We start from the raw sequence: 22870 nt of genomic DNA on the forward strand, positions 1-22870 counted from the left end.
AGGGCCCAAGAGCTCCGGACGGCTGTCCGATGATTCTCACACCGCGATGGTTGCGGGGTGAGAATCATCGGAAACAACCGTTCGAAGTTCTCGACGGCGGGCTCTACTGGCAGGGGCCCCAGCTCCACCTCAAGGACCCCAACACGGTCGCGCTATGGCACGAGCTGAACCACCTCGTCGACATTCTCCGCACCCTTGAGGCGATGGTGCGTCGCGCCGCGCACGTCCTGGGCTGCCGCGCGCTGGACTGCTCGACGAGCGAGTTCATCGAGAACCGTGGCCACCACGGCTGGGACGAGTTCCAGGCTTACCGCGACATGGTCTACCAGCGCGCGAGATGCCGCGGGTGAAATCCCGTGGGCCACCCGCAGGTCAGCACGTTTTCGCGACGCGCACTGGTTTTCACCTGTTGCGTGTCGTTGTGGCTCGGCGCAGATTGGGTCTTGTCCTACGTGACGTTTCAGGGGGAGTAGGCGATGACGAACGACCAGGACCGCGCGCAGGGGGCTGCTCGCCTCCGACGCTGGGTCCTGCGCGCTCTCGGTGCCTCGGCCCTGACGGCCTGCGGTCTCGCGGGCGGCGTCGGCCTCGCGTCCTCTGCCTCCGCGCTCGGCGGTGTCGACGACCTGCTGGGCGACGCGACGGGCACAGTGAAGGGCGCGGTGACCCAGGTTGTGGACACCGTGGCGGAGCCGGCCGCGAAGCCCGCGCCGGAGACCAAGAGCACGATGGCGGCAGCCGCGAAGCCCGTGGCCGACGTGGCGAAGCCCGTCGCAGAAGCCGTCGAGCCCGTGGAGGAGGCCGTGAAGCCTCTGGCCGACGTGACCAAGCCCGTGGCGGAGGCCGTGAAGCCGGTCGTAGAAGCCGCACGGCCCGTGACCGACGTCGTCGGCGGGGTGGCGGCGCCGGTCGTCAAAGCCCTGGAGCCTGTCACCCGCCCGGTGCTGCACACCGCCGGTGACGCCCTGGTCCCCGTGCTCGACCCGATCCTTCGCCCCGTCGGGGCGGCCCCCGCCCCCGTCATCGATCCGTTCGTCCCGATCGTGACCGACGTCGAGCTCGACGTGCCGACACCGCCGGGCCTGGCCGGGCTCACGGGTGACGACGGCATCCTGACGGGCGGCGGCGTGTTCGCCGGCGGGTTCGTCGGCCTGCTGGGGCCGACGACCACCGCCGTAGACATGGCGGCCTTCGTGCTCGCCGCGGAGGGCTCTGCCTTCCGGTTCCTCGCCACCGCGATCGTCCGTGCGGTCGTCGGGACCGTCGACCTGGTCAGGCCCACCTCTGGTGGCGTCCTGACGCTCGCCCTGGGCGGCGGCGAGCTGCCCTCCGGGACGGGCGGCGCCGGAGCCGGGGCCGGTGGCTCCCCACTGCGCTCGGCCGAGATAGCCGTGCTCGCGTTCCTCGCGCTCGTGGTCCTCCGCTCCTGGATGCTCGCCTCCGCGGACACCCGGACGGCGCACCCTCGCACCTTCCACGAGGTCCCCGTCGCTCCTGCCTGACGGGATCGGGTCGCGCCCCTGAGGTGCGGCACGCAGCCGACCGCATCCGCCGTCGGCAACCCGTAGCAAGGCAGGAGATTCCCATGTACCCATTGGTCCGGCGCGCGCTCCAGACAGCGCTCGTCGCAGGCGGCCTGGTGGTCGCCGGGGCCGCAGCGGCCCACGCGGCAGAAGCAGAAGTCACGGCCACGGTCCAGACCGCGGTCGAAGAAGGGGGCGTCGTGGACGACCTCGTGGAGGACAGCTCGACAGGCGGCACCGTCGTCGGCGAGGGCGGCCTGGTGGACGACGTCGTCGGCCCGGACGTGCCGACGACCGGTGTTACCGACGGGCTCGTCGGGGCCCTCGAGGACGACGTCGCCTCCGTGATCGACGACCTCGGCGGCGGGGCACCCGTCGACGACACGCTGGAGAACGTCGCCGGTGAGAACGGGCTGGTCGACGACGTGCTGGAGGACGGCACACCCGTCTCCGACGCGGTCGGCGCGGTCGTGGCCGAGGATGGCCTGGTGGACGACGTGGTCGGGTCCGACGAGCCGACCGACGGTGTGGCGGACGGCGTCGGCGACGCCCTGACGGACGACGTCGAGACCACGGTCGACGACCTGCTGAACAGCGAGACGCCAGTTGCCGACACCGTCGAGAACGTCGCCGGTGAGAACGGGCTGGTCGACGACGTCGTCGAGGACGACCCCGCGCTGGACGCGTCGCCGGTCGACGACGCCGTGGACGGCGTGCTGCCCGACGGCGGCCTGGTGGACGACGTGGTCGGGCCGGACGCGCCGACGGACGGCGTCACCGACGGCGTTGCCGACGCACTGGTGCAGGACGTGGCCGGTGAGTCCGGCGTCTCCGACGACCTCGCCGCGGGCGACGTGACGGCCGTGGTCGAGGACGTCGTCGCCGAGCAGGGCGTGCTGGACGACGGCCTCGAGGACGGGACGCCCGCCGCCGATCTCGTCGGCGGGGTTGCCGGCGAGGACGGCACCGTCGACGACGTCGTCGGTGGGGACGAACCCACCGAGGGCGTGACGGACGGCGTCGCGGACCTCGTCGTGGAAGACGTCGAGCAGACGCTCGGCGGCGCGGCCGCGTTCAGGGCTCGGGCTCTCGTGGAGGGGGTCGTCGGTTCGGACGGCCTGCTGGACGACCTCGTCGAGGACGCGGCGCCGGGGACGGACCCTGGCACAGACCCCGGGACCGACCCGGGCACCAGCCCGGGCAGCGACCCCGGGTCCGACCCGGGCACTGACCCCGGGACCGACCCCGGAACCGACCCGGGCACCAGCCCGGGCACTGACCCCGGGTCCAGCCCGGGCACCGGCACGGCCGGCGGAAACCCGTCGTTCGTCGCCAACCCCGTCATCAGTGGCGGCCCTGTCCCCGGCCTGACGGCCTGGCGGACGGGCGCCACCGTGGCGGGCCTGCCCGCCGTGATGGCCATGACCGGCGCCGTGGGGGCGGCACCGGTCATAGCGGTCGCGGTACTGCTGCTGGGCCTCGGCCTGGCGGCAGTCCGGCTGCGTCGTCGGTGGTGCCGCGTGTGAGCGCGGTACGACCCGACGCCGCCTGACGTAGGGCGCGGCACGGTCCCGGGAAACCGCTGGGGGGTGGCCCGAGACTCGCACCGCAACCTGCGCCAGAGAGGAGCTCCGTGCCGAGGCACCTCTGGGGGGTGCCTCGGCACGGAGCCTGAGCCCGGAATGTTCACCGACACCGACCGGCCGGCGAGGAGCCGGACAACTTTGACGATGTTGTCAGGCGTGGTCCTGAACGGCCAGTCGGTGCACCCGCCGTGCTTCGACGACGACGGGCGTCGCATCGCACGCCTCCGCGAGGACGGCAGCGCGCGCGGCTTCGTCTGTCGCTTCTTGGGCGTTACCCAGCTGAAGGCGCGCACTCGCCAGGTGGGCACGTGCCCGGGCCTCCCACGACCGGTAGCCGTGAGCGGTCGCGAGCGCTGCGGTGTCGGTCAGGGTGGCTGCTGCCTCGGCGGTGTGCCCGCTCGCCAGGAGGCTCACGCCCAGGCCGTCACCGGTAATGACCTGTGCTCTGGGGTCGTTCAGGCGGAACGCGGCAGCGTGTGCCTTGCGGGCAGCCTCGACTGCTTCGGTGGGTCGGCCGGTCTGGGCGAGGAGTCTGGCGAGCTCGTCCAGCGTGGAGAGTTCCCCGCGGGTATAGCCGCGTTGGCGGAATCCGTGGAGGACGTCATGGAGCTCGGCTTCCGCGGTCTCGGTGTCGCCGAGGAGCCGGAGGGCGCTGGCGAGGTTGCCGCGGATCGTCAGGCCGGCCATGTCGCGCTTGTTGCCCTCGCTGATGCGCTGCGCAGCACGGAACGACTCCGCGGAGCGGACGAGCTCGCCCTGTTCCAGGTAGGCCATGCCGAGCCCGTTCAGGGCGAGGGCGCGGGTCTGGTGCTCGGGCTCGGTCTGGGACAGCGTCTGCTCGAAACAGGCCGCGGCTTCGACGAGCCGACCGGCCTCGTAGTGCTCCCAGCCCACACTGTGTGTCAGGTAGGCGACGGCGTCGGTCCAGCCGCAGGACTCGGCGAGGCGGGTCGCGTGGACGGTGTCCGCGTGTGCGTCGTCGATGCGTCCGTGTGCCCAGTGGGCGTAGCTGCGGGAGATGTACATCGCCGCACGTGCCTGGTCGTCGCCGGTACGGACGGCTGCCCCGAGACCGGCTTCGGCCAGGTGCTGCCAGCTGTCGAACCGTCGGACCAGGAGGTATCCGCGGAGCTGGTCGACAAGCCGCCAGACGTCGGGGCTGCGATCGGGGTCGTCGGCCGACGAGGTCGCCAGGGCCAGCATCGACGGGTACTCCAGGTCCATCCATCTCATTGCGGCGTCCTCGTCGCCGAACACTGCGGTGCGGTCCGGGTGGCCAGTCAGCCGGAGCAGATGCGGATCGATCCAGTCGACGGCCGCAGTGGCCCGGTCGAGATACCAGCGCCTGAGGCGGCTCTCGGCGTCGGGAACGCGGTCGCCTGTGGTGAGCTTGCGCCGGGCGAACAGTCGCAGCAGGTCATGGCTGCGGAACCGGTCGGCGGCGTGTTCGGTCAGCATGTTCGCGTCGAGGAGCTCGTCCAGCGCACGGGCGGCTGTTCCGTCGCCCACCAGCACCTCCGTCGCCTCCGCGCCGAAGTCGATGCCTGGGTGGAGCGACGACATCCGGAACACGCGTTGCGCCGTGCGTGAGAGCTCCGTGTAGCTGAGCTCGAAGCTGTTCCAGATGCTCGACTTTCCCACGGTGAGGTGGTCCAGACGGTTCTGCCCGTCCTGGAGCCGGTGGACCAGGTCCGCCGGCAAGAGCCGACGACGGCTCCGCAGCTGCGCGGCCGTGATCCGCAGGGCGATCGGGAGGTCGCAGCACAGGCGTGCCAGCTCGTCGAGAACCGCCGCGTCCTCCCCGTCCGAAGTCGTCGTCGCGGCTGCCAACAGACGGACCGAGTCAGCGCGGTCGAGCACGTCGAGGCGGACCAGGACGGCGCTGTCGAACTCGGGCAGGAGACTTCTGCTGGACACGAGCACGTCACTGCCGCCGAGGCCCGGAAGGAGCGGGCGTACCTGGGCCGCGTCCCGGGCGTTGTCGAGCACGATCAGTATCTTCCGGTCCGCGAGCCGGCTGCGGAACAGCGACGCCGCCTCGGATAGATCCGCGGGCGGCGACCCGGGGCCCGTCGCACGCAGGAAGCGCTGCAGGATCTCCAAGGGCGGGACGGGAACACCCGCGGCGTCCTGCAGGTCGGCAAACAGCTGACCGTCGGGATACCGGTCGTGCATCTCGTGCGCCACGGACAGGCACAACGCGGTCTTCCCGACGCCTGCGGCTCCGCTGACCACGACAGGCACGTTTCCGCCTTCACGGCGGCGGTCGAGTGCCGCCGTGATGCTGGAACGCTCATCCGTGCGTCCCACCAGGTGCGGTGGAGCCGCAGGAACCTGCCAGGGGACCGAAGCCGCGGCGGCGGACTCGTCCGTCCAGCGCTGCCGCAGCGCGTCCATGTATGCGGTGCGCAGCCGTTCCCCAGGGTCCACGCCCAGCTCCGCGGCGAGGGCCTGCCGTGTGGACTCGTATCGGTTGAACGCCTCCGCCTGGCGTCCCGCTGCGGCGAGCGTCTGGATCAGCGACGCCTGGACCCCCTCGTCGAGTGGGCGACGGTCCGCCATGGTCGCGAGCGGGACGACGGCGTCCTCCGGCACTCCGAGCTCACGGGTGATCCTCGCGTACGACAGCAGCGCCGCGACGTACTCCTCCTCGACCGCCGCGATCCGGTCGGGGGACGTCACGAGGTCCGGGTCCGGACCACCGCGCCACAGCGAGACGGCAGCAGCGAGGGCGTCCTTCGCGCCGCTCGTCGCCCCTGAGCGTTGCGCGTGCCCAACGAGGTTGCGGAACCTGAGCAGGTCAAGCTGGTCAGCAGGGACAAGGAGTCGGATGCCGGCGCCGCCCAGCTCCACCACGGGCTGACGGTCATCGGAGCCCTCCAGCAGGCGACGTAAGCGTGTGAGGTGGATGTTCAGGGCCGCTGTCGTGGTCGGGGTCTCGCCTGGCCAGAGCGCTGCCACGAGCACCTCGCGAGGTACGCGCGTCCCCGCGGCGACTGCCAGCTCGGCGAGCAGCACCTGCTGCATCCTGGACCGCAGGGGGATCTGTACATCACCCCGCCGCAACAGCAACGGCCCGAGAACACCGATATGTACGGTTCCCGTACCCGCCGTCGTGCCACCGGATCGGGATCGTACGAGCGCCGGGTCGAACCGCCCGCGAAGTCGGTCAGCCTCCGGGCCGGTGAGCCCGAGGGCATTGATCAGGGCGGCGACGGACTCCCGTCGGGGACGGCGGCTGCGCCCCTGCTCGATGTCCCGGACTGCGGCGAGACTCACCCCGGAAACCTCGGCGAGCTCGCGCTGGGTCAGCCCGCCCGCCTCTCGATGCCGACGGAGCAAGTCACCTGCTGAGCCCCGGACGCTCTCGACATCGGACGACGGCACGCCGTGATCATAGGTGACGACTGCCCGACGGCCTGACCAGTGTCGTCGCAGATCCTGGGTGACGAGCGGGCAGGGCCCGCCGCCCGAAGGCGGCGGGCCCTCCGGTGGCTCAGGCGGCCCACTCCACGGCACCGAGGATGCGGAACGCGCCCACACGCTTGTTTACCCAGTCGTCGTGGTGCCTACCGACAGGTACGCCCTCCTGATAGGCGTCGAAGACGTACCCGCCGCCGTCGTAGATCGCGACATGCGAGATGCCGCCGTCGTACGCACCTTCGAGGTCGTAGAAGATCAGGTCACCCACCTTGAGCTCGGAGTACGGCACGTTCTGGGCGTACATCTTGGCCTGGCTGGTGTTGTCCCCGGCCCAGTTGTACATCGATTGCGACGACATGTGCGACGGCCACCCGGGGAAGTTGGCCACCTCGTTCTGGGACGTTCTCACGAGTCCCGAGCAGTCGTAGTCCGGGCCTTCCCCACTCCACTCGTACTCCGCGCCTTCCTTCTCGTACGCGTTCTCGAGCCCGAGGCGGGACCAGTTGTACAGGTTCGCGTACTTCGTGCACAGGGGGCCCTCGGCCGTCGTGCCGTTGGAGACCTTGATGTTCAGGTAGTTGATGGAACCGATGGTCCCCGGGTTCCAGCCGTTCTCGCCGTACCAGGGGCCGAAGCCCTCGCCGGCCGTGCGGGCGTAGGCGACCGTGCCGTTGTCGAAGATGTAGTTGGCAGTCCCGCCGTTGCCGGTCACCGCCTCGATCTTGAGGACCGGGCTCCGGCCGTCCGAGGCGGTGTCGTGCAACTGGTACCGGAGCGTCACGCTGTCCACGCCCCAGTTGACCTGGATCCTCGCCTCGGCGTTCCCGCAGTCGACCACGATTTCCTGACCAGGGTCCGACAAAGGTGCCAGTTCTGCCGCATGCGCGGCCGGCACCCCGACCGCCAGGCTCCCAACAGTGGCCGCAAGGGCCAAGATTCCGCTCACGATCCTGCGCATTGTTCTTCCGTCCCGTTCTCGAGTGGTTCCGCAGTGCAGTTCCTCTGACACCGACGAAGGTAGGAACCTGGCTCGACAACCGGCTTTCCGTACCCCGCCCGTACATTTGTGTCGGTTTGTCACACCTCGTGGAACAATGCCCCGCCTTGACGTCGACGCCCCCGGACGACCGCCCCGTTCGCTGCCCTCTTCAGCGCGCGGCACGCCGCGGCAGCCGGGAGGGCTTCACCGGCGTGAGCGGGTTGTGCGACGGCGCAGTGGTCGCGCTGGTCATCGCCCGTCACCTCCGCGCAGCACGTCGGAAGGTTGCGGCGCGGCGCGGTCGGCGGCGACGGTGCCGCCCGCCGGGGACTTCTCTCCGCCGACGGGCCGGCGCCGCCGCCTGGCGAAGCCGCGCGGTCCTGGTGTACCGGGGGACTGCTGCACGGTTAGGTGACCCCGTGGGTCAGCTCGGGCGATCAGTCCGGGGCTCTGACCAGCCAGAACTTGTCCGACCTGGTCGGACGGCCATCACCCTCGGAAGTCACACGGAGAAGTACTTCGCTTCCGGGTATCGTGCCTCTGGCCAGCCAGTTCAGGATTCGTGATCCTTCCAGGAGCACGAATTGCGCACGCTTCGCTCGCGGCCTGGGCCGCGCTTCCCTCACGCGTCCCACACTCCTGAGCAGGTGGTCCGGAAGCTGACCGAGGCTGACCGGCTACTGGCCCAGGGCGCCGATACCGCCGAGGTCGTGCGCCAGCTGGGCGTCAGCGAGCTACCGAACCCCACGGGCCTACGTTGCGATCTGTACCCACTAATTGGCTCTCATTCGTCTGGTGTCGTAGGCCCAGATCGCGATCTCGACGCGGTTGCGGGCGCCGAGCTTGGTCATCAACGACGCGACGTGGGTCTTGACCGTGCTCAGGCCGACGAAGAGTTCGGTGGCGATCTCGGCGTTGGTCCGGCCCCGTGCGACCAGCGCGAGCACCTCCTCCTCGCGCCCGGTGAGGGGGTCGGTGGGCTGGACCGGTACCACGGGCGCCTGGTCGGCGAAGGTCGCCAGCAGCCGGCGCGTGACGTTGGGGGCGATCAGCGCGTCCCCGTTGGCCGCCGCGTGGATGGCCTGCACGAGGAGCTCCGGCCCGGCGTCTTTGAGCAGGAAGCCGCGGGCGCCGGCGCGTAGGGCGCCGAGGACGTACTCATCGAGGTCGAAGGTGGTGATCACGACGACCGCCATCGGGTCCGTCACGTCCGGCCCGGCCAGGCGCCGCGTCACCTCGACGCCGTCGAGCCCGGGCATCCGGATGTCGACGAGGAGGACATCGGGACGCAGCCGGGTCGCCAGGTCGAGCGCTGCGAGCCCGTCTGCTGCCTCCCCCACGACCTCGAGGTCGGGTTGCGCGCCGAGGATCATCACCAGCCCGGTCCGGACCAAGTCCTGGTCGTCGGCTACGACAACACGGATGCTCATGCCGACGCCTCCACCGGCAGCACGGCCTCGACCACCCAGCCACCCGCGGGCCCCGGCCCCGCAGAGAGCGATCCGCCGAGGAGCTGGGCGCGTTCGGACATGCCCAGCAGGCCGAACCCAGGCTCCGGGGCTGGCCCCGGCTCGGTCTGTCCATCGTCGCTGACACGCAGTCTGACGGACTTGCCCTCCCGGCGTACGTCGATCCCCACGCGGGTCGCGTTCCGGGCGTGCCGTACGGCGTTGGTCAGAGCCTCCTGCGCGAGCCGGTAGAGCGCGGCGTCCACGGGTCCTGCCAGCCGGGCTAACGAACCGTCCAGCGAGACCTCGACGGTGGGCGTCGCGTCAGCGCGCGCCAGAGCAGGCAGGTCCGCGACACCCAGCTGCGGTGAGTAGGCGACGGCTTCCTCCTCACGCAGCACCCGCACCATGGATCTCATCTCCGCCAGGGTTCGCGACGCTTCAGACTCGATCGCGGCCAGGACCTCGGCAGCCTTCTCAGGCTGGATGCCGGCCACCACGCCACCGGCCTGCGCCTGCACCGCGATGGCCGAGACGTGGTGGGCCACGGTGTCGTGCAGCTCGCGCGCCAGCGCCACCCGCTCCTGATTGCGGATCTCGCGCTGTTGGCGATGCCAGAGGTCCGCGCGGTAGCGGAACACCGCCGCGAGGGCGACGAACAACAGCAAGAGGACGCTCCCGCCCAAGGCGTCGGCCCAGCCCGCGGAGGAGGCGAACATCCCCAGCGTGACGACGACTGCCACGAACGCCGTCCCCAGGACCATCTCCCGTCCCGAGCCCCACCGCACCAGGGAGTAGAGCAGGATCAGGACAACCATCATGGAGTAGAGGCCGAGGTCCCCGGGGTGCGCGGTCAGCTGGAGGACCGAGAGGAGCCCGGCGACGCCCCACCCGACCAGGGCGGCGATCAGGGGGCGGCCCCGCCGCCAGAGCAGGGCAGGTATCAGCGCCAGGGCGAGCGCCGTCACAAGGGGTCGCCAGGCCACGCCCGGCCGGACGATGCCCTCGACCAACGCGGCGGCCGCGAACACGCCCACCAGCAGCCAGTCAAGACGACCGATGGGTGGGGCGTCAGGAGGCCGCGGCTCATGCCAGATGGAACGCCCGACAGTGTTCACGGCTCCAGCCTAGGGATCGGCGGGCCTCGGCGTACCCACCGAAAGAACGAGAGAGGGACCATCCCATCGGCCAGACGACTCCAGCCTCCGGGCCGATGCGCCCGCCGCCCAGGCTCAGCGATCGTGGACGCATCGATCCTCACCACAGCAACGGAGCGCATGATGAGAACACGTCAACCCACCACCACGCTGGAAGACCAGCCGATCCCGGTCAGAGCCAAGCTCGCCGCAACGTGGACAAGCTTCATGTTCCTGTACGCGTACGTGGACATCCTCAACTTCTTCACGCCCGGCGTCGTCGAAGAGATCCTCGACGGCAAGGTCTTCGAGTTCGACCTCTCCCAGACCTTCTCGACCACGGCGCTGACCCTCGTGGCCATCCCGATCCTCATGGTCGTGCTGTCGATGACGCTGCCCGCCCGGGTGAACCGCATCGCGAACCTCGTCGTGGCCCTGCTCTACGTTCCCGTCACGGCATTCAACGTGGTGGGAGAGTCCTGGCTGTACTTCTACGGCCTCGGCATCGGACTGGAACTGATCCTTCTCGCCCTCATCGTGCGGTACGCCTGGACCTGGCCCCGCACCGCACCGTCGGCGACCATGGAGACCAGACCGGACCGTGAAACCGTTCGCGCCCAACAGCAAGCGTGAACCCAAGAGCAGTCCCCTTCCTGTTGCGACCTGGTAGAGGCGTGCCGGTCGCGCAGCCTGGGCGTGTACTTGGGCGTGGTGATGTGACGAAGGGGCCTGGTCCGGACGTCCGGACCAGGCCCCTCCCTCACCCGCGGCGTTCTGATCAGGGTGTGAAGTCGAGCACGTCCTCGGCGACCGCAAGGACCGACCAGACGTTGCCGTCGGCGTCCCGGAGCTCGTAGGCCGGGAGCAGCAGCACCGCGCCGTCCGGCATGTACTGCTGCGCCACACCGAGACGGCCCGACGTGATCGTCACGCCAGTCACCGGCCAGGCGATCGGGGCGCCCGGGGTCGGGGTGGGGGGCACCGTCGGGTTCGGGGCGGGCATCATGTCGCTGCTGGCCGTGTCACCCTCCTCCGCGGCGCGGGCGTCCGCCGCCTGCGCGATCATGCCGCCCGAGGCGCCGAACCGCGGGTCAGCCAGGCGCTCCACGGCCTCGGCCTCGCTCACCACCGGGTACCGGCCGAGCGAGATCGTCTCCGCGAGGAAGCCGTACAGGTTCGCGATGCCGGACGCCGACACCGACGCGCTCCACGACAGCCCCGTGCGCTGCCCCTCGACCACCTGCCACGCCGTGACGTAGCGCCACGGGTCGCCTTCGTACGACTCGCCCGCCTCCAGCTCGAAGCCCGCAGGGTCGACGCCGAGGCGGTCCATCACGTCCCGCAGCGCCGCGACGGCGTCGCCCATGGCCGGGGCCGCGTCGGGCGTCACGGTCGGGCAGTCCGGGGCCGGGAGGATCTCGGGGCTGTCGGTGCCTCCCTCGCTCGTCGTACCCGGCTCGGCCTTGCCCGGGAACGGGCAGGACCACGAGTCGCGCGACGGGTCGTAGAAGTCGAAGCTCCCCGAGCCGTCCGCGTAGACGTGGACAGTCGGGCCGCTGCCGTCGGCCGGGCCGACCACCCAGGAACCACCCTCCTGGCGCGGCTCCCCGGAGGCACCGAGCGTGTCGCCCACACGGCGCGCCGTCTCGGCCGACAGGACTCCGGCGGGGTCGAGGCCGAACGCCTCGGCCTCCGAGCCCGACGTCGACAGGCCCGCACCCGCGTGGAACACGGTGCGGCCCCAGAAGCCGTACGGGTACGACGACTTCTGGTCGGCACTCTCGGCCGCCATACCCGTGTCCGTTGCCGCCATCGGTCCGGGCGCCGGCTCGGCGCCGCGCGAGTCCGCCGCACCGACCGGGGCGTCCAGCATGATCGGCGCCTCGGCCGTGCTCTCGCCCACCCCGTCGGGGCCACCGGCCCCCGCGGCGCCCGCCAGGTACCCGCCGCTCCCGACGGCGACGAGGGCCACCGCGGCGGCCGCACTGAGCCATCCGGTCCGACGCCGGGCACGCCGCGCGGCGAGCTCGTCGCCGGGCAACGCTCCCGCGGCAGGATCGGCGGCGGCCGGCAGCTCGAACGCCTCGTCCTGGCCCGGCATGTCCTGGCCCTGCACGCCGGGGTCGCCGTTCTCGTTGGTGTCCATCGTGGTCCTCCGTGCTGAAGTGGGGGCCGGGGCGGTCCCCCACTCGTCATGTGTGCCGTGCGGGCCTGCTCTTGCGGTTTCCCGCGGTTGTGGGCGGGCTGTCAGCCGGACGCGCGAGACGCCCAGCACCTGCGCGAGCTCGTCGCCGGACAGGCCGTCCCAGGCGACGAGGAGCAGGATCCGCCGGTCGCGCGGCGTGAGGCGGGCCAGCACCTGAGATGAGCACGGCGCCGGCTCTGCGAGCTAGTTCATCCGGGCTCCGTGCCGATCTGGCGTGCGCGGCGCAGCACGTCGAGCTGTGCCTGGTTGTAGAGCGCTTCGAGGGCATGCTGGATCGTGCTGTGGACCGCGGCACTCTGATGTGGCGTTGTTGCCTTGGGGACGAGCTTGACCGGATGGTCACCGCCCGGCCTCCTGACGACTGGCGCGAGCCGCTCAGCGAGGGCCTGACGGGTGGCGTCGTCGGCGTCCTCAGGGAGGTCGCGGAACGCTTCGTCGAGCTCGGGGTTGGGATCGGCCTCGAGGATCCGGCGCACCGAGTCCATCGACTCGTCCGAGTACAGCTGGGCGTAGATGGTCAGGAGCGCACGATCGTTGTCGCGCAGGGGCGCGGCGACCGCGCTGAACCCGGTCGGCACGTCCGTCGACGCGCCCGGCCGTGACAGTACGGCCAGCTCCTGCCTGATGTTCTGGATGTGCTCGACCGTCGCCTCGAGCTCCGCGTCGATGGTCCGGAAGATCGAGGCGAGACCGTCGCTGTCCTTGGTGCCGATCTCAGCGACCTGCGCGAGCGGCACCCCCAGCCCAGCCAGTCGCTTGATCTGCAGCAGGCGCGTGAGATGGCTGACCTCGTAGCGCTTGTAGCCGTTGGGTGCACGGTCGGGCTCGTCGAGCAGGCCGATCTGGTGGTAGTACCGCACCGACTTCACCGTCGTGCCTGCGAGCTCGGCGAGCTCACGGGTGCTCCAGGCCATGAGGGTTCCTCGTTTTCGTGCGGTGCCGGGCGCCAGGCGTCATCCCTGCAGCGCTAGTCTGCGACCCGTGCCCGCCGTTCGCGTAGCCAGACAAACACGATCATCGCAAGGTTGACGGCCGCGAGGATCAGCAGGGACGCGTCTCCGGAACCGGTAGACCTGTCGATGGCAAACGCCTCGCCACCGGCCATCAGCGTGTTGACCGTCGTGAACAGGACGTTGTTGGCGACGTGGAAGGCGACGGGTGCCTCGATGCCGCGGCTGATGATCGCCATCACACCGGTCGAGACGGAGATGAGCGCGAAGTACCCGAACAGCCACGGGTCGGCCGAGCCGTGGACGGCGGCGAAGCCCAGGCCCGAGACGATGAGCCCGACTGCCAGGGCCGGGCGGACCGAGCGTACCCAGGACGCGGCGGCGGGCAGCATGGTGCTGCGGAACATCAGCTCCTCGCCGGCGGCCTGGACCGGGGTGCTGAGCAGGACGAGCGCCAGCATGGCCGCCGTCGTGCCCGTGAACCCGAAGGTGGTCCAGCCGGGCGACTCGGGCGCGACCAGCGCTACCACCCCGATCCCGATACCCACCAGCAGGGCGGCGCCGAGCAGGTACTGCCTGAACCGTCGCCAGTCCAGCGCGCGTGGTGAGCTGATCAGGCTGCGCCACGGCACCTTGGCGAGCCACACCACGAGCAGGATCGCCAGCACACCTGCCATCCCGGTGGCCACGTTGACAGCCAGGAACTTCAACGGGGTAAACGTCGGCGCCATCGGGTCGTCGCTACCCTCGATGACGCCGACAAGCTGGTAAAGCAGGACCTGCAGGACGATCAGCACGAGCGACGGCACGAAGATGACCGCGAGCGGCTTCCACCAGCTCATCCGCAGGTGTGCGCCGAAAGGTCGAGAACTGTCGACAGCGGCCGAAGACGGCCCGTGCCCCCGGGCGCTGTTCGAAGCTGACGGTGTCGAACTTTGCGTGGCGTCCTGGGCGTTCTCGGGACCCGTTACGTGCATCGGACTTCCTCTCAGGGGTGAACCGGTGATGCACGCACAAGTGGACACCGTGCCCCCGGGGCACGCTCAAGCGGCAGGTCAACATCGTCGACGCTGACCAGCCTGGTGTGGTCGCTGAACGGCCTGCGGGGGCTCCCTCTTGTGCACGGTTCAGCGCAAGGCGTGCAGGTGCTCCCGGCCCACCGGGTCGGTGTCGTCGTCGAAGTCGTGGTGCGTGGAGAGCCACTTCTTCACGTAGGGGCAGACGGCCACGATGCGGTGTCCTGCCTGGATGCTGGTGCTCAGGGCGGTGCGAGTGAGGGTGCCGGCGAGACCGCGGCCCTCGAACTCGTCGAAGACCACCGTGTGGTAAAAGATGCGCTGTATCTCTCCGCGGTCCTTGTACGCGGAGAACCCGGCGTGGGTGTCCTCGACGAAGATGTCGAAGCGGCTCTTGTCGGGGTTGTCGCGGACGGTCACTTCTTGCTGGTTCTGATCGTTCATCGCTGTGGTCCTCTCGTTGCGGGAAATGACGTGTACGGGTTCACGCCACGGGGCGACCACTGGCCGTTGACTCGGCCGGGACGAGGTCCTGGACGACGTCCCAGTGCTCGACGATGCGACCGTTCTCCAGGCGGAAGATGTCGACGATCACCACCGGACCGGGGATGCCCGCGCTTCCGTGCGGTTCACACGCTGTGGTCGGCCGTGTCCGCGGCGGTCGACGCGCCCAGGGCACCGCTGATGACGGCGATCGTCGAGCGTGTGACGGCCGCGCCCGCGGCGGCCGCGCCCCGGTTGCCGTTCTCGAGCTCCTTCGCGTGGTGGATGACCGCCGACGTCCACGGGATCTCGGGATCGAACTGGTGCAGGTTGCCGCTCGCCGAGAGCAGCGCCGTGAGCGCAGCGGTCCTGGCGTCGGGCTGCGTCCCGTCGACGAGCGTCGCGCGCACGCGGGCGAGGAGCCCCGCACGTCGTGCGCTCCCAAGCTCGAGGGACTCCGACGGGATGAAGCCGAGCACCTTCTTGCGTCTGCGCCGCAGGTGCCCGCCGTCGACGAGCCTGTCGAGCACTTTGCCGCGTAGCTCCGGACCGATCGCCGCGATCACCGTCTGGACACGACGCGGCTTCGTGGCGAGGTAGTCCCACGCAGGGCGGAGGACGTCGTCGTGCGGAGCGTCGCCGCGTGCGGCGACGCGGCGGACGAGCCGGCCTTCGTGCGCCTCAATGAGGTCGCGGAACGTGAGGTCCGCGACGACGGCACCGCCCAGCACGTAGTAGAGGTAGTTCTCGCCCGCGATCGCGCCGGAGGACGGCTGGAAGAGCAGCAGCAGCACGTCCTCGACGAGCAGCGGCTCTTCGGTCGGCTGCTCGCGAGTCGCACCGTCCGCGCGCTCGACCGGTACCTGGCTCTCATCATTCATCGTGTCCTCTCCTCACCGCGCGAGCCGTCCATCCAGTGCTCCCACTTATTGAGATCCATGTTCTCGTGGTCCGCGAGCGGGCCTGCGAGTGCGGCGATGTTTGGTGTCGCCGACTCCCCGCCGCTGCCGTCGTCGCTTTCGCGACTGACCGCTGCATGAGTCATGCGGTGGCCTGGCGCCGATCGACAGTCGTGCCACCGAGTCCAACGCGTGTTCCGAGGACAGGGTCAAGCGCCGGTGGAGGTCCACGTGCCGCCGCGTCATCTGACAGGCGGCGGAATTCCTCGGAGCGCCTCAGGGCGTCGGACCGCCGTAGGCCATCCAGAAGTCGATGGCCGCCGGCCGGGGCCGGGGTGTCATGCCGGTGGCGGTGCCGAGCTCCATGATCTGGTCGGGCGCTTCCCGGACAGTGGGCCAGGCGGGCAGCCCGGGTCCGTTCGGGTTCCCGGAACGCACGAAGTTCAGCCAGTAGCCACGCATCTGGTCACGCAGCCGGTAGTCGGCCAGGCCGTAGTCGGCGTCGCCGTCACTGCCCAGGTTGTCGTAGGCGTACATCACCTCGGCGCCGTGGTAGGCCCCGTACTTCTCCAGGCCCGCCTCGGGTGGGGTGTGCGTGAAGAAGTACAGGTACGCGGGTGCGTGACCGGTCTGCGTCTGCAGGTGTGCCCACCGGTGCATCGCCCGGGTCATGACCTGGTCGGTCTGGGACCGCAGCAGCGAGTCGAGCACCTGCTCCTCGGTCCCGCCCGGATACAGGTCGAGGAACCGCTCGGCGTCCTCGCCGTACTTCTTCCGAGCTGACGCGTCGTAGGGGCCCACGTCGGTATCCGGCGGGGCGGCCAGCGCCAGGGAGCTCTCGTCCGCGTTGCTGCCGACGAGAGTCGGCACGTCGAGCTGGTCGCCGCTGGCGTAGATCTGCGCGGGCGAGCGGTCCAGCACGTGGCCGTCCACGGACGGGCGCCAGTGCGGGCCGACGGCGGCCGCCGCCCGAGTGATCTCGGAGACGGGCATGCGCCGCATCTCCTCGATCGTGGCGCCGCCGAGCTCCTGGCTCAGGCGCCGTCCGGCGTCCTCGGCCGCGGCCCGGGTGTCGGCCTGGTCGCCGTTCTCGGTGTCGCCGGTGGTGCCCATGCAGGCGCCGCTGGCGCCGATGATGCCGTCGATCAGCCCCTCGGCCAGGGGTGTGGCGCCCAGGCTGCAGACGCTCTCGCCGCCGGCGGACTCGCCGGCGATCGTGACCCGGCCGGGGTCGCCGCCGAAGGCGGCGACGTTCTGCCGGATCCAGTCCAGCGCCGCGATCTGGTCCAGGATCCCGTAGTTGCCCGACGCGCCGTATCCGGACTCCGCGGCCAGGTCGGGGTGGGACAGGAAGCCAAGGACGCCCAGCCGGTAGTTGATGGTGACGGTGATGACCTGGCCGCTGGAGGCCAGTGCCTCGCCGTCGTAAAGGGGCAGGGCCCCCGACCCGGTGGCGAACCCGCCGCCGGGGACATAGACCAGCACCGGGAGCTTGTCCGACGTCGGCTCCGTCGGGCGCCAGACGTTGAGGTAGAGGCTGTCCTCGCTGACCGGGTAGGGGTTCAGGAGCGTGTTCTCCAGGGGCATCTCGACGACCTGCGACAGGGCCCGGGTGAAGAAGGTCGAGGTGCCCTGGACCGGCGCGGCGGAGAACCGGTCGGCGACCAGCACCTCCGTCCGCGGCCGTGGCGGGCGCGGCGGCTGCCACCGCAGGTCTCCCACGGGAGGCTGGGCGTAGGGGACGCCGGCGAAGATCTCGACGGTGCCGGCGTCATTGCGGACGCCGGTCACCGGGCCCTGTCGCGTGGTGACGGTCTGCGTGGGGTGCGGATCATCGCCGCCCGCCACCCGCACCTGCGGCGTCGGGTAGGCCAGCACCGCGGCACCGCCCACCACGGACATCGCCACCAGCCACGCGACCACGTGGACCAGGACACCGCGCCGCGACCACCACCGCGCGCCGAACCCGGCCACGGCGAGCAGCACCACGACCAGGAGCCAGCCCCACCACGGGCTCCGGTTCAGCCAAGCCAGCACCGCGGCCAGTGTCGCCACGAGGGCAAGCGGCACCCAGACCCGTGCCGAACGCCATGACACGTTCCGCTGTGGCGCGACCGTCCCGAGCCCGCGTGCGGCGGTCGTGTTCGCGCGCTCTTCCGCACCAGGTCGGCGGAGGCTCACGTGGTGGAGGGGGTGGTGCGGTCAGCGACACGTCCTGAAAGGGCCTCGAGCTTCTCGCCCAAGCTGCCGATCGCCAGCGAGAGGTGTCCCTGCCCGGGTTCCAGATGAGCCTGCGCCGTGGGCAGATGCTCGGCCAGCCACCGGCCGTGCGCGACCGGGACCATCTGATCCCCGCTGCCGTGCCACAGCTCGACCGACACCGTGATGGCGTCGAGGTCGAAGCCCCACGGGCTGGTGAGTGCCGCCAGGTCCGCGACCCAGCCCTCGTCCCCTCGGGACAGGCCATGGTCCATGTTGGCCGCGTTGTCCGCGCCGTACTCGGCGGTCAGTACCGCCAGGTCCACCGGCGGCAGCAAGGAGGCCATCTCGGTGGCGACGTCTGACGTGGCGTGGCCTCGGACTGCTGAGGCCATCTGTCCAACGAGCTCGCGCATCGCTGATTCGCCATGTACGGCCGTCCCGAACTGTGCGACGTTCTGGGCGCCCATGCCGTCGACGTAGTCGAGGCCCTCGGCGTCGAACGGTGCGAACGAGGCGACGGCCAGCACCCCCTCGACGCTCTCAGGAGCGACCGCCGCGCTGGCCAGCGCATGCGGCCCGCCGGCGGACCACCCGACAACCAGGTACCGCGTGACGCCAAGATGAGCGAGCAGGACGGCGCAGTCGGCCGCCGTGTCGGCAACGGTCCGGCCGGGGGCAGGAGTGGATGCGCCGTACCCAGCCCTCGAATACGTGACCACCCGGAACCCGCGCGCCGTGATCGAACCCAGAACCGTGCCCATCGGGACGGCCGAGCCCGGCATCCCGTGATGGAACAGGACCACCGGTCCTGTCCTCGGTCCTTGCACTTCGTACTCGAGATCGCGCCCGTCGGGGACCTGTCCCACGAGATCTTGGAAGCTGTTGACGAGTTCCTCGGTGGGATTCATGGCGGGATTCCTTGTGCGGCTACGCACGCGCGGTGTCGGCGGTGGGGGTGGCCAGCAGCTGCAGCTCCCAGGCCAGCGCGGCACCGGTGGCGCCGCCGTGCTCGAAGAGGATCGGTCCGAGCCGGTTGGCCGTCTCCTCGCGGGCCCAGTCGCGCTGCCATTCGCTGGACACGACCAGCCAGGTGACGGGGACCACGCCGGCCCGTTCCATGCGGCGCACCGCCATGTCGTGCGCCTCGGCGGTGACACCGCCGCTGGCGTCGGTGACGACGAAGACGTCGTACCCCTCGTCCAGCGCGTGGATGGCGGGCATGGCGACGCAGATCTCGGTCCACAGCCCGGCGATGATCAGCTTCTTGCGTCCGGTCTTCTCGACGGCGTCGATGACGCGACGGTCTTCCCAGGTGTTGATGGAGGTGCGGTTGATCGGCTTCTGGTCCGGGAAGACGTCCTGGATCGCCTGGATGAGGTGGCCACCCCGTTCCTCGATCACTGTGGTCAGAATCGTCGGCACGTCGAACAGCCTCGCGAACTTGGCGAGGCCGACAGTGTTGTTGACGACGAGGGTCGGTTCGTGGCTGTGGAGGTTGGCGACCTGGAAGGGCTGGTGGTCGATGAGCACCAGGACGCTCTCCTCGGGGGTGAGCAGTGCGTCGAGTCCTACCTTCGCGGTACGCGTCATGTGGCTTCCTTCTGTGTGATGGGTTGAACGCCTTCGCCGTCGGCCCGCCCGCCGCCGATGTTGCCTCGTTCATGACCGATCAGCATCAACGGGCGGGCCGGAGCCTGTCCCCGTGGCGTGACACGACGCTATGGCGGCCGTCCGGCGGGCGTCCAAGACTTGTCCCGACGCCGGACGATAGGATTTGTCTATCGATATCAATCCCCGTCTCCTGCGCTATTTCCTGGCCGTGGCCGAGGAGCTCCACTTCGGCCGCGCGGCCATGCGCCTCTATATCTCGCAGCCGTCTTTGAGTCATCAGATCCGCAAGCTCGAAGAGATCCTCGGTACGCCGTTGTTCGTGCGCTCGAGTCGTTGGGTGCAGCTCACCGCCGCAGGCCGGACGCTGCTGGCGGAGGCGCCGACGGCGCTGGCCGCGCTGGAACAAGCGGTGGAGCGCACTCGACTGGCTGGATCGGGGGCCGCGATCACGATCCGGTTGGGCTATACCCCGGTCGCCAACTTCGGCACCCTTACCGTGCTCCTGGATGCCCTCCAGGAAGAGCACCCTGACTTGACGATCGACGCTCGAGAGATCTTCAGCGCCGAGATCCCCGAGCGGATCTGCGCCGGCGACCTGGACATCGGCCTCGCTCTCTCCCCGCCGCCTCTTGACGGCGTGGGCAGTGAGGTCCTGCGCCGGGAAACGGTCTCCGCGCTCCTGAGCACGCGTCACCGCCTCTGCGCCGAACCGACCGTCCCTGTGAAGGCCCTGCGCGACGAGACGCTGCTGCTGTTCCCGCGCCGACTCGCACCGGTGTATTACGACGGCATCGTCGCCGCGTGCCAGGAGGCGGGCTTCTCACCCGAGATCTGCGCGTTCGAGGACCCACCGGTCAACGCCATGCTCGCCCGGCTCTCCGGCGGGCGCGAGGTCGGCCTGGCTCCCGCGTCGTTCGCCGAGCACGCCGCGAACCTCGGCACCACCCTCACCGTTCGCGACGTCGTCGATCCGCAGATCGCGGCAGACCTTTCGATCCTGGGGCCGACGAACAACGACCCCTCGCCCGCCATCGCGAGCGTCCTGGCCACCGCACGACGCTGTGCCGAACGCCACGGATGGCTACGCGGGACCACCGTGTGACGGGCAACGGCGACGCTGGGTCCGCCGACGCGCCGGCCGCAGGGTGCGTTCGGCTCGGCTGAGTTCATGACAGAACCGGATATCCCGGTGCGCCCGCCCGCCTAAGCCTGGGCGGGCGATCGGCCGGGGGCGGGTCGTGGGCAGCTTCAGTCGACAGTCAGGACGACCTTTCCGCACGTCCGCTCCGCACCGGCCGCGAAGGCGTCCGGCAGCTCCCTCCACGGCCGCACAGCCCTGACCACGGGATCGAGGCGCCCCTCGTGGATCTCGGTCGCGAGCCACGCCATGTCGGGGCCGAGGCCGGTCTCGGCCCCGAGGAAGAACGTCGTCAGGGAGCGGTCGTGCCGGCCGGCGTCTCCGAACAAGTTCCCGTACTCGAAGTGTTCCTCCTCGCCGGCCGCGTGCCCCAGGGCGACGAGCGTGCCGCCCGGCGCCAGCCGGGCGAACGCCCGCACCAGGTGGGAGCCGCCCAGCAGGTCGAGCACCCCGGACACGTCGCCGCTCAGGTCGGACGGCGAGGCGACCACCTCGTGCGCGCCGAGCCCGGCCAGCCGCTCCCGCGCGTCAGGGTGCCTGGTCGTGGCGACGACCTCGGCGCCGCTCCGTGCGGCGAGCTGCACGGCGAACAGCCCGACGGCGCTCGTGCCGCCGAGCACCAGGACCCGGCGGCCGAGAACGGGGCCGAGGCGGCGGAGGCCGCGCAGGGCGCTGGTGGCGGCGACGGGCACGACGCTCGTGACGTTCGGGTCGGCGCCGTCGGGGGCGATTCCTACGGACTCGGCGGTCACCAGCCGTCGCTGCGCCCATGCGCCGTCCGGCCCCAAAGAGGCCACCACCTGGCCGAGGCGCGGGCCGGTCCCGTCGGCCGCCTCGGCCACGACGACGCCCGCGGCATCCCAGCCGGGGATCATGCCGTCGGGCAGGCTCGTCAGCGCCTCGAGGTCGCCATGGTTCGGCGCGAAGGCCCGCACCTGGATGACCGCGTCGTGCGGTCCGGGCGCTGGCTCGGGCACCTCGTGCAGGCTGAGGTGGCTGGGTGAGGAGTGGTCGACGGTCCATGCGAGCATGCCGCTACTGTATGCCAAGTGCTACTGAGTGCCAGTTTGCTAGGATGGCCGCATGACGACGCAGCCCGGTACCGGCACGCTTCGGGGCCGGCGCATTGCGCGCAGTCGGCAGCGCCTCGTGGAGATCGCGCTTCCGGCATTCGCAGAGCGCGGGTACGACGCGGTGACCGTCGACTGGCTGTGCGACCAGGCCGAGCTGTCCAAGCGCAGCTTCTTCCGCTACTTCGACGGCAAGGAGGACCTTGCCCTGACCCCGCTGAACGACGTCTGGCGCACCCTGATCGCCGACCTCGACGCGGTGCTCGTCCGCGGCGGGCCGCTGCTGGAGGTCGTGGGTGACGCGCTCGTCGAGGTCGTCGAACGGATGCCGCCCGGGTGGGAGCGCCTCGCGGTCCTGAGCGCGCGCCTGAGCGGCAGCAACCCGGCGATCGACGCGGCCGGGATGCTGGTGTGCGAACGTTTCACGCAGCAGGTGGTCGACGCGATAGCGGCGCGGCTCTCCGCCGTGCCCGGCGTGGACCTCTCGGCGCGTGTCGTGTGCGCCGTCGCGGTCGCCGGTCACCGGGCCGCCGTCGACACCTGGCAGTCGGCGCCCGGCGCCGAGACGACCGCCACCCGCGCCGAACTGTGCGCGCTGCTGCGGGCATCGTTCGCGGCCGCCCCGGCGGCGCTGGAGACCAGGCTTCCAGCCGCGTGATCACTTCGTGTCGCGAAGCGCCTCGATCACGTCGTCGAGAAGGCTCGTCAATCGGGCCGCCTCGTCGGGTCCCAATCGTTCGGTGATCCGGTCCTCGATGGTGGCGATCGTGCCGTCCGCGGCCTTCAGCGCCTGCCGACCGGCGTCAGTAAGGCGCAGCTCCTGGATGTGCCGGTGGCGGGGATGCGGGCGGCGTTCCAGCTGCCCCTTGTCGTCCAGCTTCGCGACGAGGGACGCAACCGCCTGGGGCGTGACGTCGAGCCGGCGGGCCAGCTCCGCACCGGTGAGGCCGGGTTCGGCGTGGACCAGCATGAGCAGGGAGTAGTGCGCGGCTGCCATGCCCAGCGGGCGCAGCTGCTGGTTCTTGAGTGTGCGCGCTGCCAGCTCGGCCCTGCGCAGGGCCCAGAGCAACCTGTTCGGCGCATCGCCGTCCACCGGTCCGTCGTCGTCCTGCGTCATGCGGCGATCTTACAAGCGCCTCAGTGCTATCAAACACTTGATAGACATGAAGTATTTGATTATCGTCAGATGCACCACCCACG

The 22870-nt window shown here is 70.5% G+C and carries 20 protein-coding genes and 1 pseudogene; 6 read left to right on the top strand and 15 right to left on the bottom strand.

What is annotated here, in order from left to right; genetic code table 11:
• The first annotated feature begins 29 nt into the window (after window positions 1-29).
• The 3 genes from ACFT2C_RS08750 to ACFT2C_RS08760 all read left to right on the top strand — a co-directional run bounded on the left by ACFT2C_RS08750 (window position 30) and on the right by ACFT2C_RS08760 (window position 3049).
• Window positions 30-350, top strand: coding sequence for a hypothetical protein (locus tag ACFT2C_RS08750; RefSeq protein ID WP_377206648.1), 321 nt, complete (start codon window positions 30-32; stop codon window positions 348-350).
• Between the two features lie 126 nt (window positions 351-476).
• Window positions 477-1502, top strand: a complete 1026-nt coding sequence (locus ACFT2C_RS08755) for a hypothetical protein (protein WP_377206649.1) — start codon at window positions 477-479, stop codon at window positions 1500-1502.
• A gap of 83 nt (window positions 1503-1585) precedes the next feature.
• On the top strand, window positions 1586-3049 hold the full coding sequence (locus ACFT2C_RS08760) for a hypothetical protein (protein WP_377206650.1): 1464 nt from the start codon (window positions 1586-1588) through the stop codon (window positions 3047-3049).
• Window positions 3050-3259: 210 nt separating this feature from the next.
• On the opposite strand, the gene ACFT2C_RS08765 is transcribed toward ACFT2C_RS08760, so the two are convergent.
• From ACFT2C_RS08765 to ACFT2C_RS08785, 5 genes and pseudogenes are all read right to left on the bottom strand, one after another.
• Window positions 3260-6127, bottom strand: a complete 2868-nt coding sequence (locus ACFT2C_RS08765; protein ID WP_377206712.1) for a BTAD domain-containing putative transcriptional regulator — start codon at window positions 6125-6127, stop codon at window positions 3260-3262.
• Window positions 6128-6331: 204 nt separating this feature from the next.
• Window positions 6332-6652, bottom strand: a pseudogene (locus ACFT2C_RS08770) (multiprotein-bridging factor 1 family protein); the annotation flags it as partial.
• A complete protein-coding gene (locus ACFT2C_RS08775; RefSeq protein WP_377206651.1) occupies window positions 6606-7370 on the bottom strand; it encodes a C40 family peptidase in 765 nt (254 codons plus the stop codon). The gene ACFT2C_RS08775 and the pseudogene ACFT2C_RS08770, both read right to left, overlap by 47 nt.
• 914 nt (window positions 7371-8284) lie before the next feature.
• Window positions 8285-8941, bottom strand: a complete 657-nt coding sequence (locus ACFT2C_RS08780; RefSeq protein ID WP_377206652.1) for a response regulator — start codon at window positions 8939-8941, stop codon at window positions 8285-8287.
• Window positions 8938-10077, bottom strand: a complete 1140-nt coding sequence (locus ACFT2C_RS08785) for a sensor histidine kinase (RefSeq protein ID WP_377206653.1) — start codon at window positions 10075-10077, stop codon at window positions 8938-8940. Before ACFT2C_RS08785 ends, ACFT2C_RS08780 begins: the two co-directional genes overlap by 4 nt.
• 162 nt (window positions 10078-10239) lie before the next feature.
• Here ACFT2C_RS08785 and ACFT2C_RS08790 point away from each other — a divergent pair, with 162 nt between their 5' ends.
• Window positions 10240-10728, top strand: coding sequence for a DUF6326 family protein (locus tag ACFT2C_RS08790; protein WP_377206654.1), 489 nt, complete (start codon window positions 10240-10242; stop codon window positions 10726-10728).
• A gap of 145 nt (window positions 10729-10873) precedes the next feature.
• Here the strand turns inward: ACFT2C_RS08790 and ACFT2C_RS08795 are convergent, their stop codons facing one another.
• From ACFT2C_RS08795 to ACFT2C_RS08830, 8 genes are all read right to left on the bottom strand, one after another.
• Window positions 10874-12454, bottom strand: a complete 1581-nt coding sequence (locus ACFT2C_RS08795) for a sigma factor-like helix-turn-helix DNA-binding protein (RefSeq protein ID WP_377206655.1) — start codon at window positions 12452-12454, stop codon at window positions 10874-10876.
• A gap of 35 nt (window positions 12455-12489) precedes the next feature.
• Entirely contained in the window at window positions 12490-13215 is a 726-nt protein-coding gene (locus ACFT2C_RS08800) for a MerR family transcriptional regulator (protein WP_377206656.1), read from the bottom strand.
• Window positions 13216-13268: 53 nt separating this feature from the next.
• Entirely contained in the window at window positions 13269-14093 is an 825-nt protein-coding gene (locus ACFT2C_RS08805; RefSeq protein WP_377206657.1) for a CPBP family intramembrane glutamic endopeptidase, read from the bottom strand.
• Between the two features lie 285 nt (window positions 14094-14378).
• Window positions 14379-14711, bottom strand: coding sequence for a GNAT family N-acetyltransferase (locus ACFT2C_RS08810; RefSeq protein WP_377206658.1), 333 nt, complete (start codon window positions 14709-14711; stop codon window positions 14379-14381).
• Between the two features lie 185 nt (window positions 14712-14896).
• Window positions 14897-15631 carry a GPP34 family phosphoprotein gene (locus tag ACFT2C_RS08815; RefSeq protein WP_377206659.1) on the bottom strand — a complete coding sequence of 245 codons (735 nt, stop codon included), beginning with the start codon at window positions 15629-15631 and terminating at the stop codon, window positions 14897-14899.
• A 294-nt stretch (window positions 15632-15925) separates the two neighbouring features.
• The gene (locus tag ACFT2C_RS08820; RefSeq protein WP_377206660.1) at window positions 15926-17686 is read right to left on the bottom strand and encodes a carboxylesterase/lipase family protein; all 1761 of its coding nucleotides are present in this window, start codon (window positions 17684-17686) and stop codon (window positions 15926-15928) included.
• 140 nt (window positions 17687-17826) lie between these two features.
• Entirely contained in the window at window positions 17827-18759 is a 933-nt protein-coding gene (locus ACFT2C_RS08825; RefSeq protein ID WP_377206661.1) for an alpha/beta fold hydrolase, read from the bottom strand.
• A 19-nt stretch (window positions 18760-18778) separates the two neighbouring features.
• On the bottom strand, window positions 18779-19441 hold the full coding sequence (locus tag ACFT2C_RS08830) for a hydrolase (RefSeq protein ID WP_377206662.1): 663 nt from the start codon (window positions 19439-19441) through the stop codon (window positions 18779-18781).
• A gap of 184 nt (window positions 19442-19625) precedes the next feature.
• Between ACFT2C_RS08830 and ACFT2C_RS08835 the strand changes: the two genes are divergently transcribed.
• Window positions 19626-20564: a LysR substrate-binding domain-containing protein gene (locus ACFT2C_RS08835; protein WP_377206663.1), complete on the top strand. Its 939-nt coding sequence runs from the start codon at window positions 19626-19628 to the stop codon at window positions 20562-20564.
• Window positions 20565-20710: 146 nt separating this feature from the next.
• On the opposite strand, the gene ACFT2C_RS08840 is transcribed toward ACFT2C_RS08835, so the two are convergent.
• Window positions 20711-21631, bottom strand: coding sequence for a zinc-binding dehydrogenase (locus ACFT2C_RS08840; RefSeq protein ID WP_377206664.1), 921 nt, complete (start codon window positions 21629-21631; stop codon window positions 20711-20713).
• 52 nt (window positions 21632-21683) lie between these two features.
• Here ACFT2C_RS08840 and ACFT2C_RS08845 point away from each other — a divergent pair, with 52 nt between their 5' ends.
• The gene (locus ACFT2C_RS08845) at window positions 21684-22328 is read left to right on the top strand and encodes a TetR/AcrR family transcriptional regulator (RefSeq protein ID WP_377206665.1); all 645 of its coding nucleotides are present in this window, start codon (window positions 21684-21686) and stop codon (window positions 22326-22328) included.
• Here ACFT2C_RS08845 and ACFT2C_RS08850 read toward each other — a convergent pair whose 3' ends face one another.
• Window positions 22329-22787 carry a MarR family winged helix-turn-helix transcriptional regulator gene (locus tag ACFT2C_RS08850; protein WP_377206666.1) on the bottom strand — a complete coding sequence of 153 codons (459 nt, stop codon included), beginning with the start codon at window positions 22785-22787 and terminating at the stop codon, window positions 22329-22331.
• Between the last annotated feature and the right edge of the window lie 83 nt (window positions 22788-22870).

Source organism: Promicromonospora sp. NPDC057138, assembly GCF_042670845.1.
In the GTDB taxonomy this organism is placed as follows: Bacteria; Actinomycetota; Actinomycetes; order Actinomycetales; family Cellulomonadaceae; genus Promicromonospora.

Bases quoted from the DNA above. Each gene is read 5' to 3' on its own strand.
- ACFT2C_RS08780 (WP_377206652.1), bottom strand. From the start codon at position 8,941: ATGAGCATCCGTGTTGTCGTAGCCGACGACCAGGACTTGGTCCGGACC.
- ACFT2C_RS08805 (WP_377206657.1), bottom strand. From the start codon at position 14,093: ATGAGCTGGTGGAAGCCGCTCGCGGTCATCTTCGTGCCGTCGCTCGTG.
- ACFT2C_RS08825 (WP_377206661.1), bottom strand. From the start codon at position 18,759: ATGAATCCCACCGAGGAACTCGTCAACAGCTTCCAAGATCTCGTGGGA.
- ACFT2C_RS08815 (WP_377206659.1), bottom strand. From the start codon at position 15,631: ATGAATGATGAGAGCCAGGTACCGGTCGAGCGCGCGGACGGTGCGACT.
- ACFT2C_RS08850 (WP_377206666.1), bottom strand. From the start codon at position 22,787: ATGACGCAGGACGACGACGGACCGGTGGACGGCGATGCGCCGAACAGG.
- ACFT2C_RS08840 (WP_377206664.1), bottom strand. From the start codon at position 21,631: ATGCTCGCATGGACCGTCGACCACTCCTCACCCAGCCACCTCAGCCTG.
- ACFT2C_RS08750 (WP_377206648.1), top strand. From the start codon at position 30: ATGATTCTCACACCGCGATGGTTGCGGGGTGAGAATCATCGGAAACAA.
- ACFT2C_RS08790 (WP_377206654.1), top strand. From the start codon at position 10,240: ATGAGAACACGTCAACCCACCACCACGCTGGAAGACCAGCCGATCCCG.
- ACFT2C_RS08760 (WP_377206650.1), top strand. From the start codon at position 1,586: ATGTACCCATTGGTCCGGCGCGCGCTCCAGACAGCGCTCGTCGCAGGC.
- ACFT2C_RS08810 (WP_377206658.1), bottom strand. From the start codon at position 14,711: ATGAACGATCAGAACCAGCAAGAAGTGACCGTCCGCGACAACCCCGAC.
- ACFT2C_RS08755 (WP_377206649.1), top strand. From the start codon at position 477: ATGACGAACGACCAGGACCGCGCGCAGGGGGCTGCTCGCCTCCGACGC.
- ACFT2C_RS08845 (WP_377206665.1), top strand. From the start codon at position 21,684: ATGACGACGCAGCCCGGTACCGGCACGCTTCGGGGCCGGCGCATTGCG.
- ACFT2C_RS08830 (WP_377206662.1), bottom strand. From the start codon at position 19,441: ATGACGCGTACCGCGAAGGTAGGACTCGACGCACTGCTCACCCCCGAG.
- ACFT2C_RS08800 (WP_377206656.1), bottom strand. From the start codon at position 13,215: ATGGCCTGGAGCACCCGTGAGCTCGCCGAGCTCGCAGGCACGACGGTG.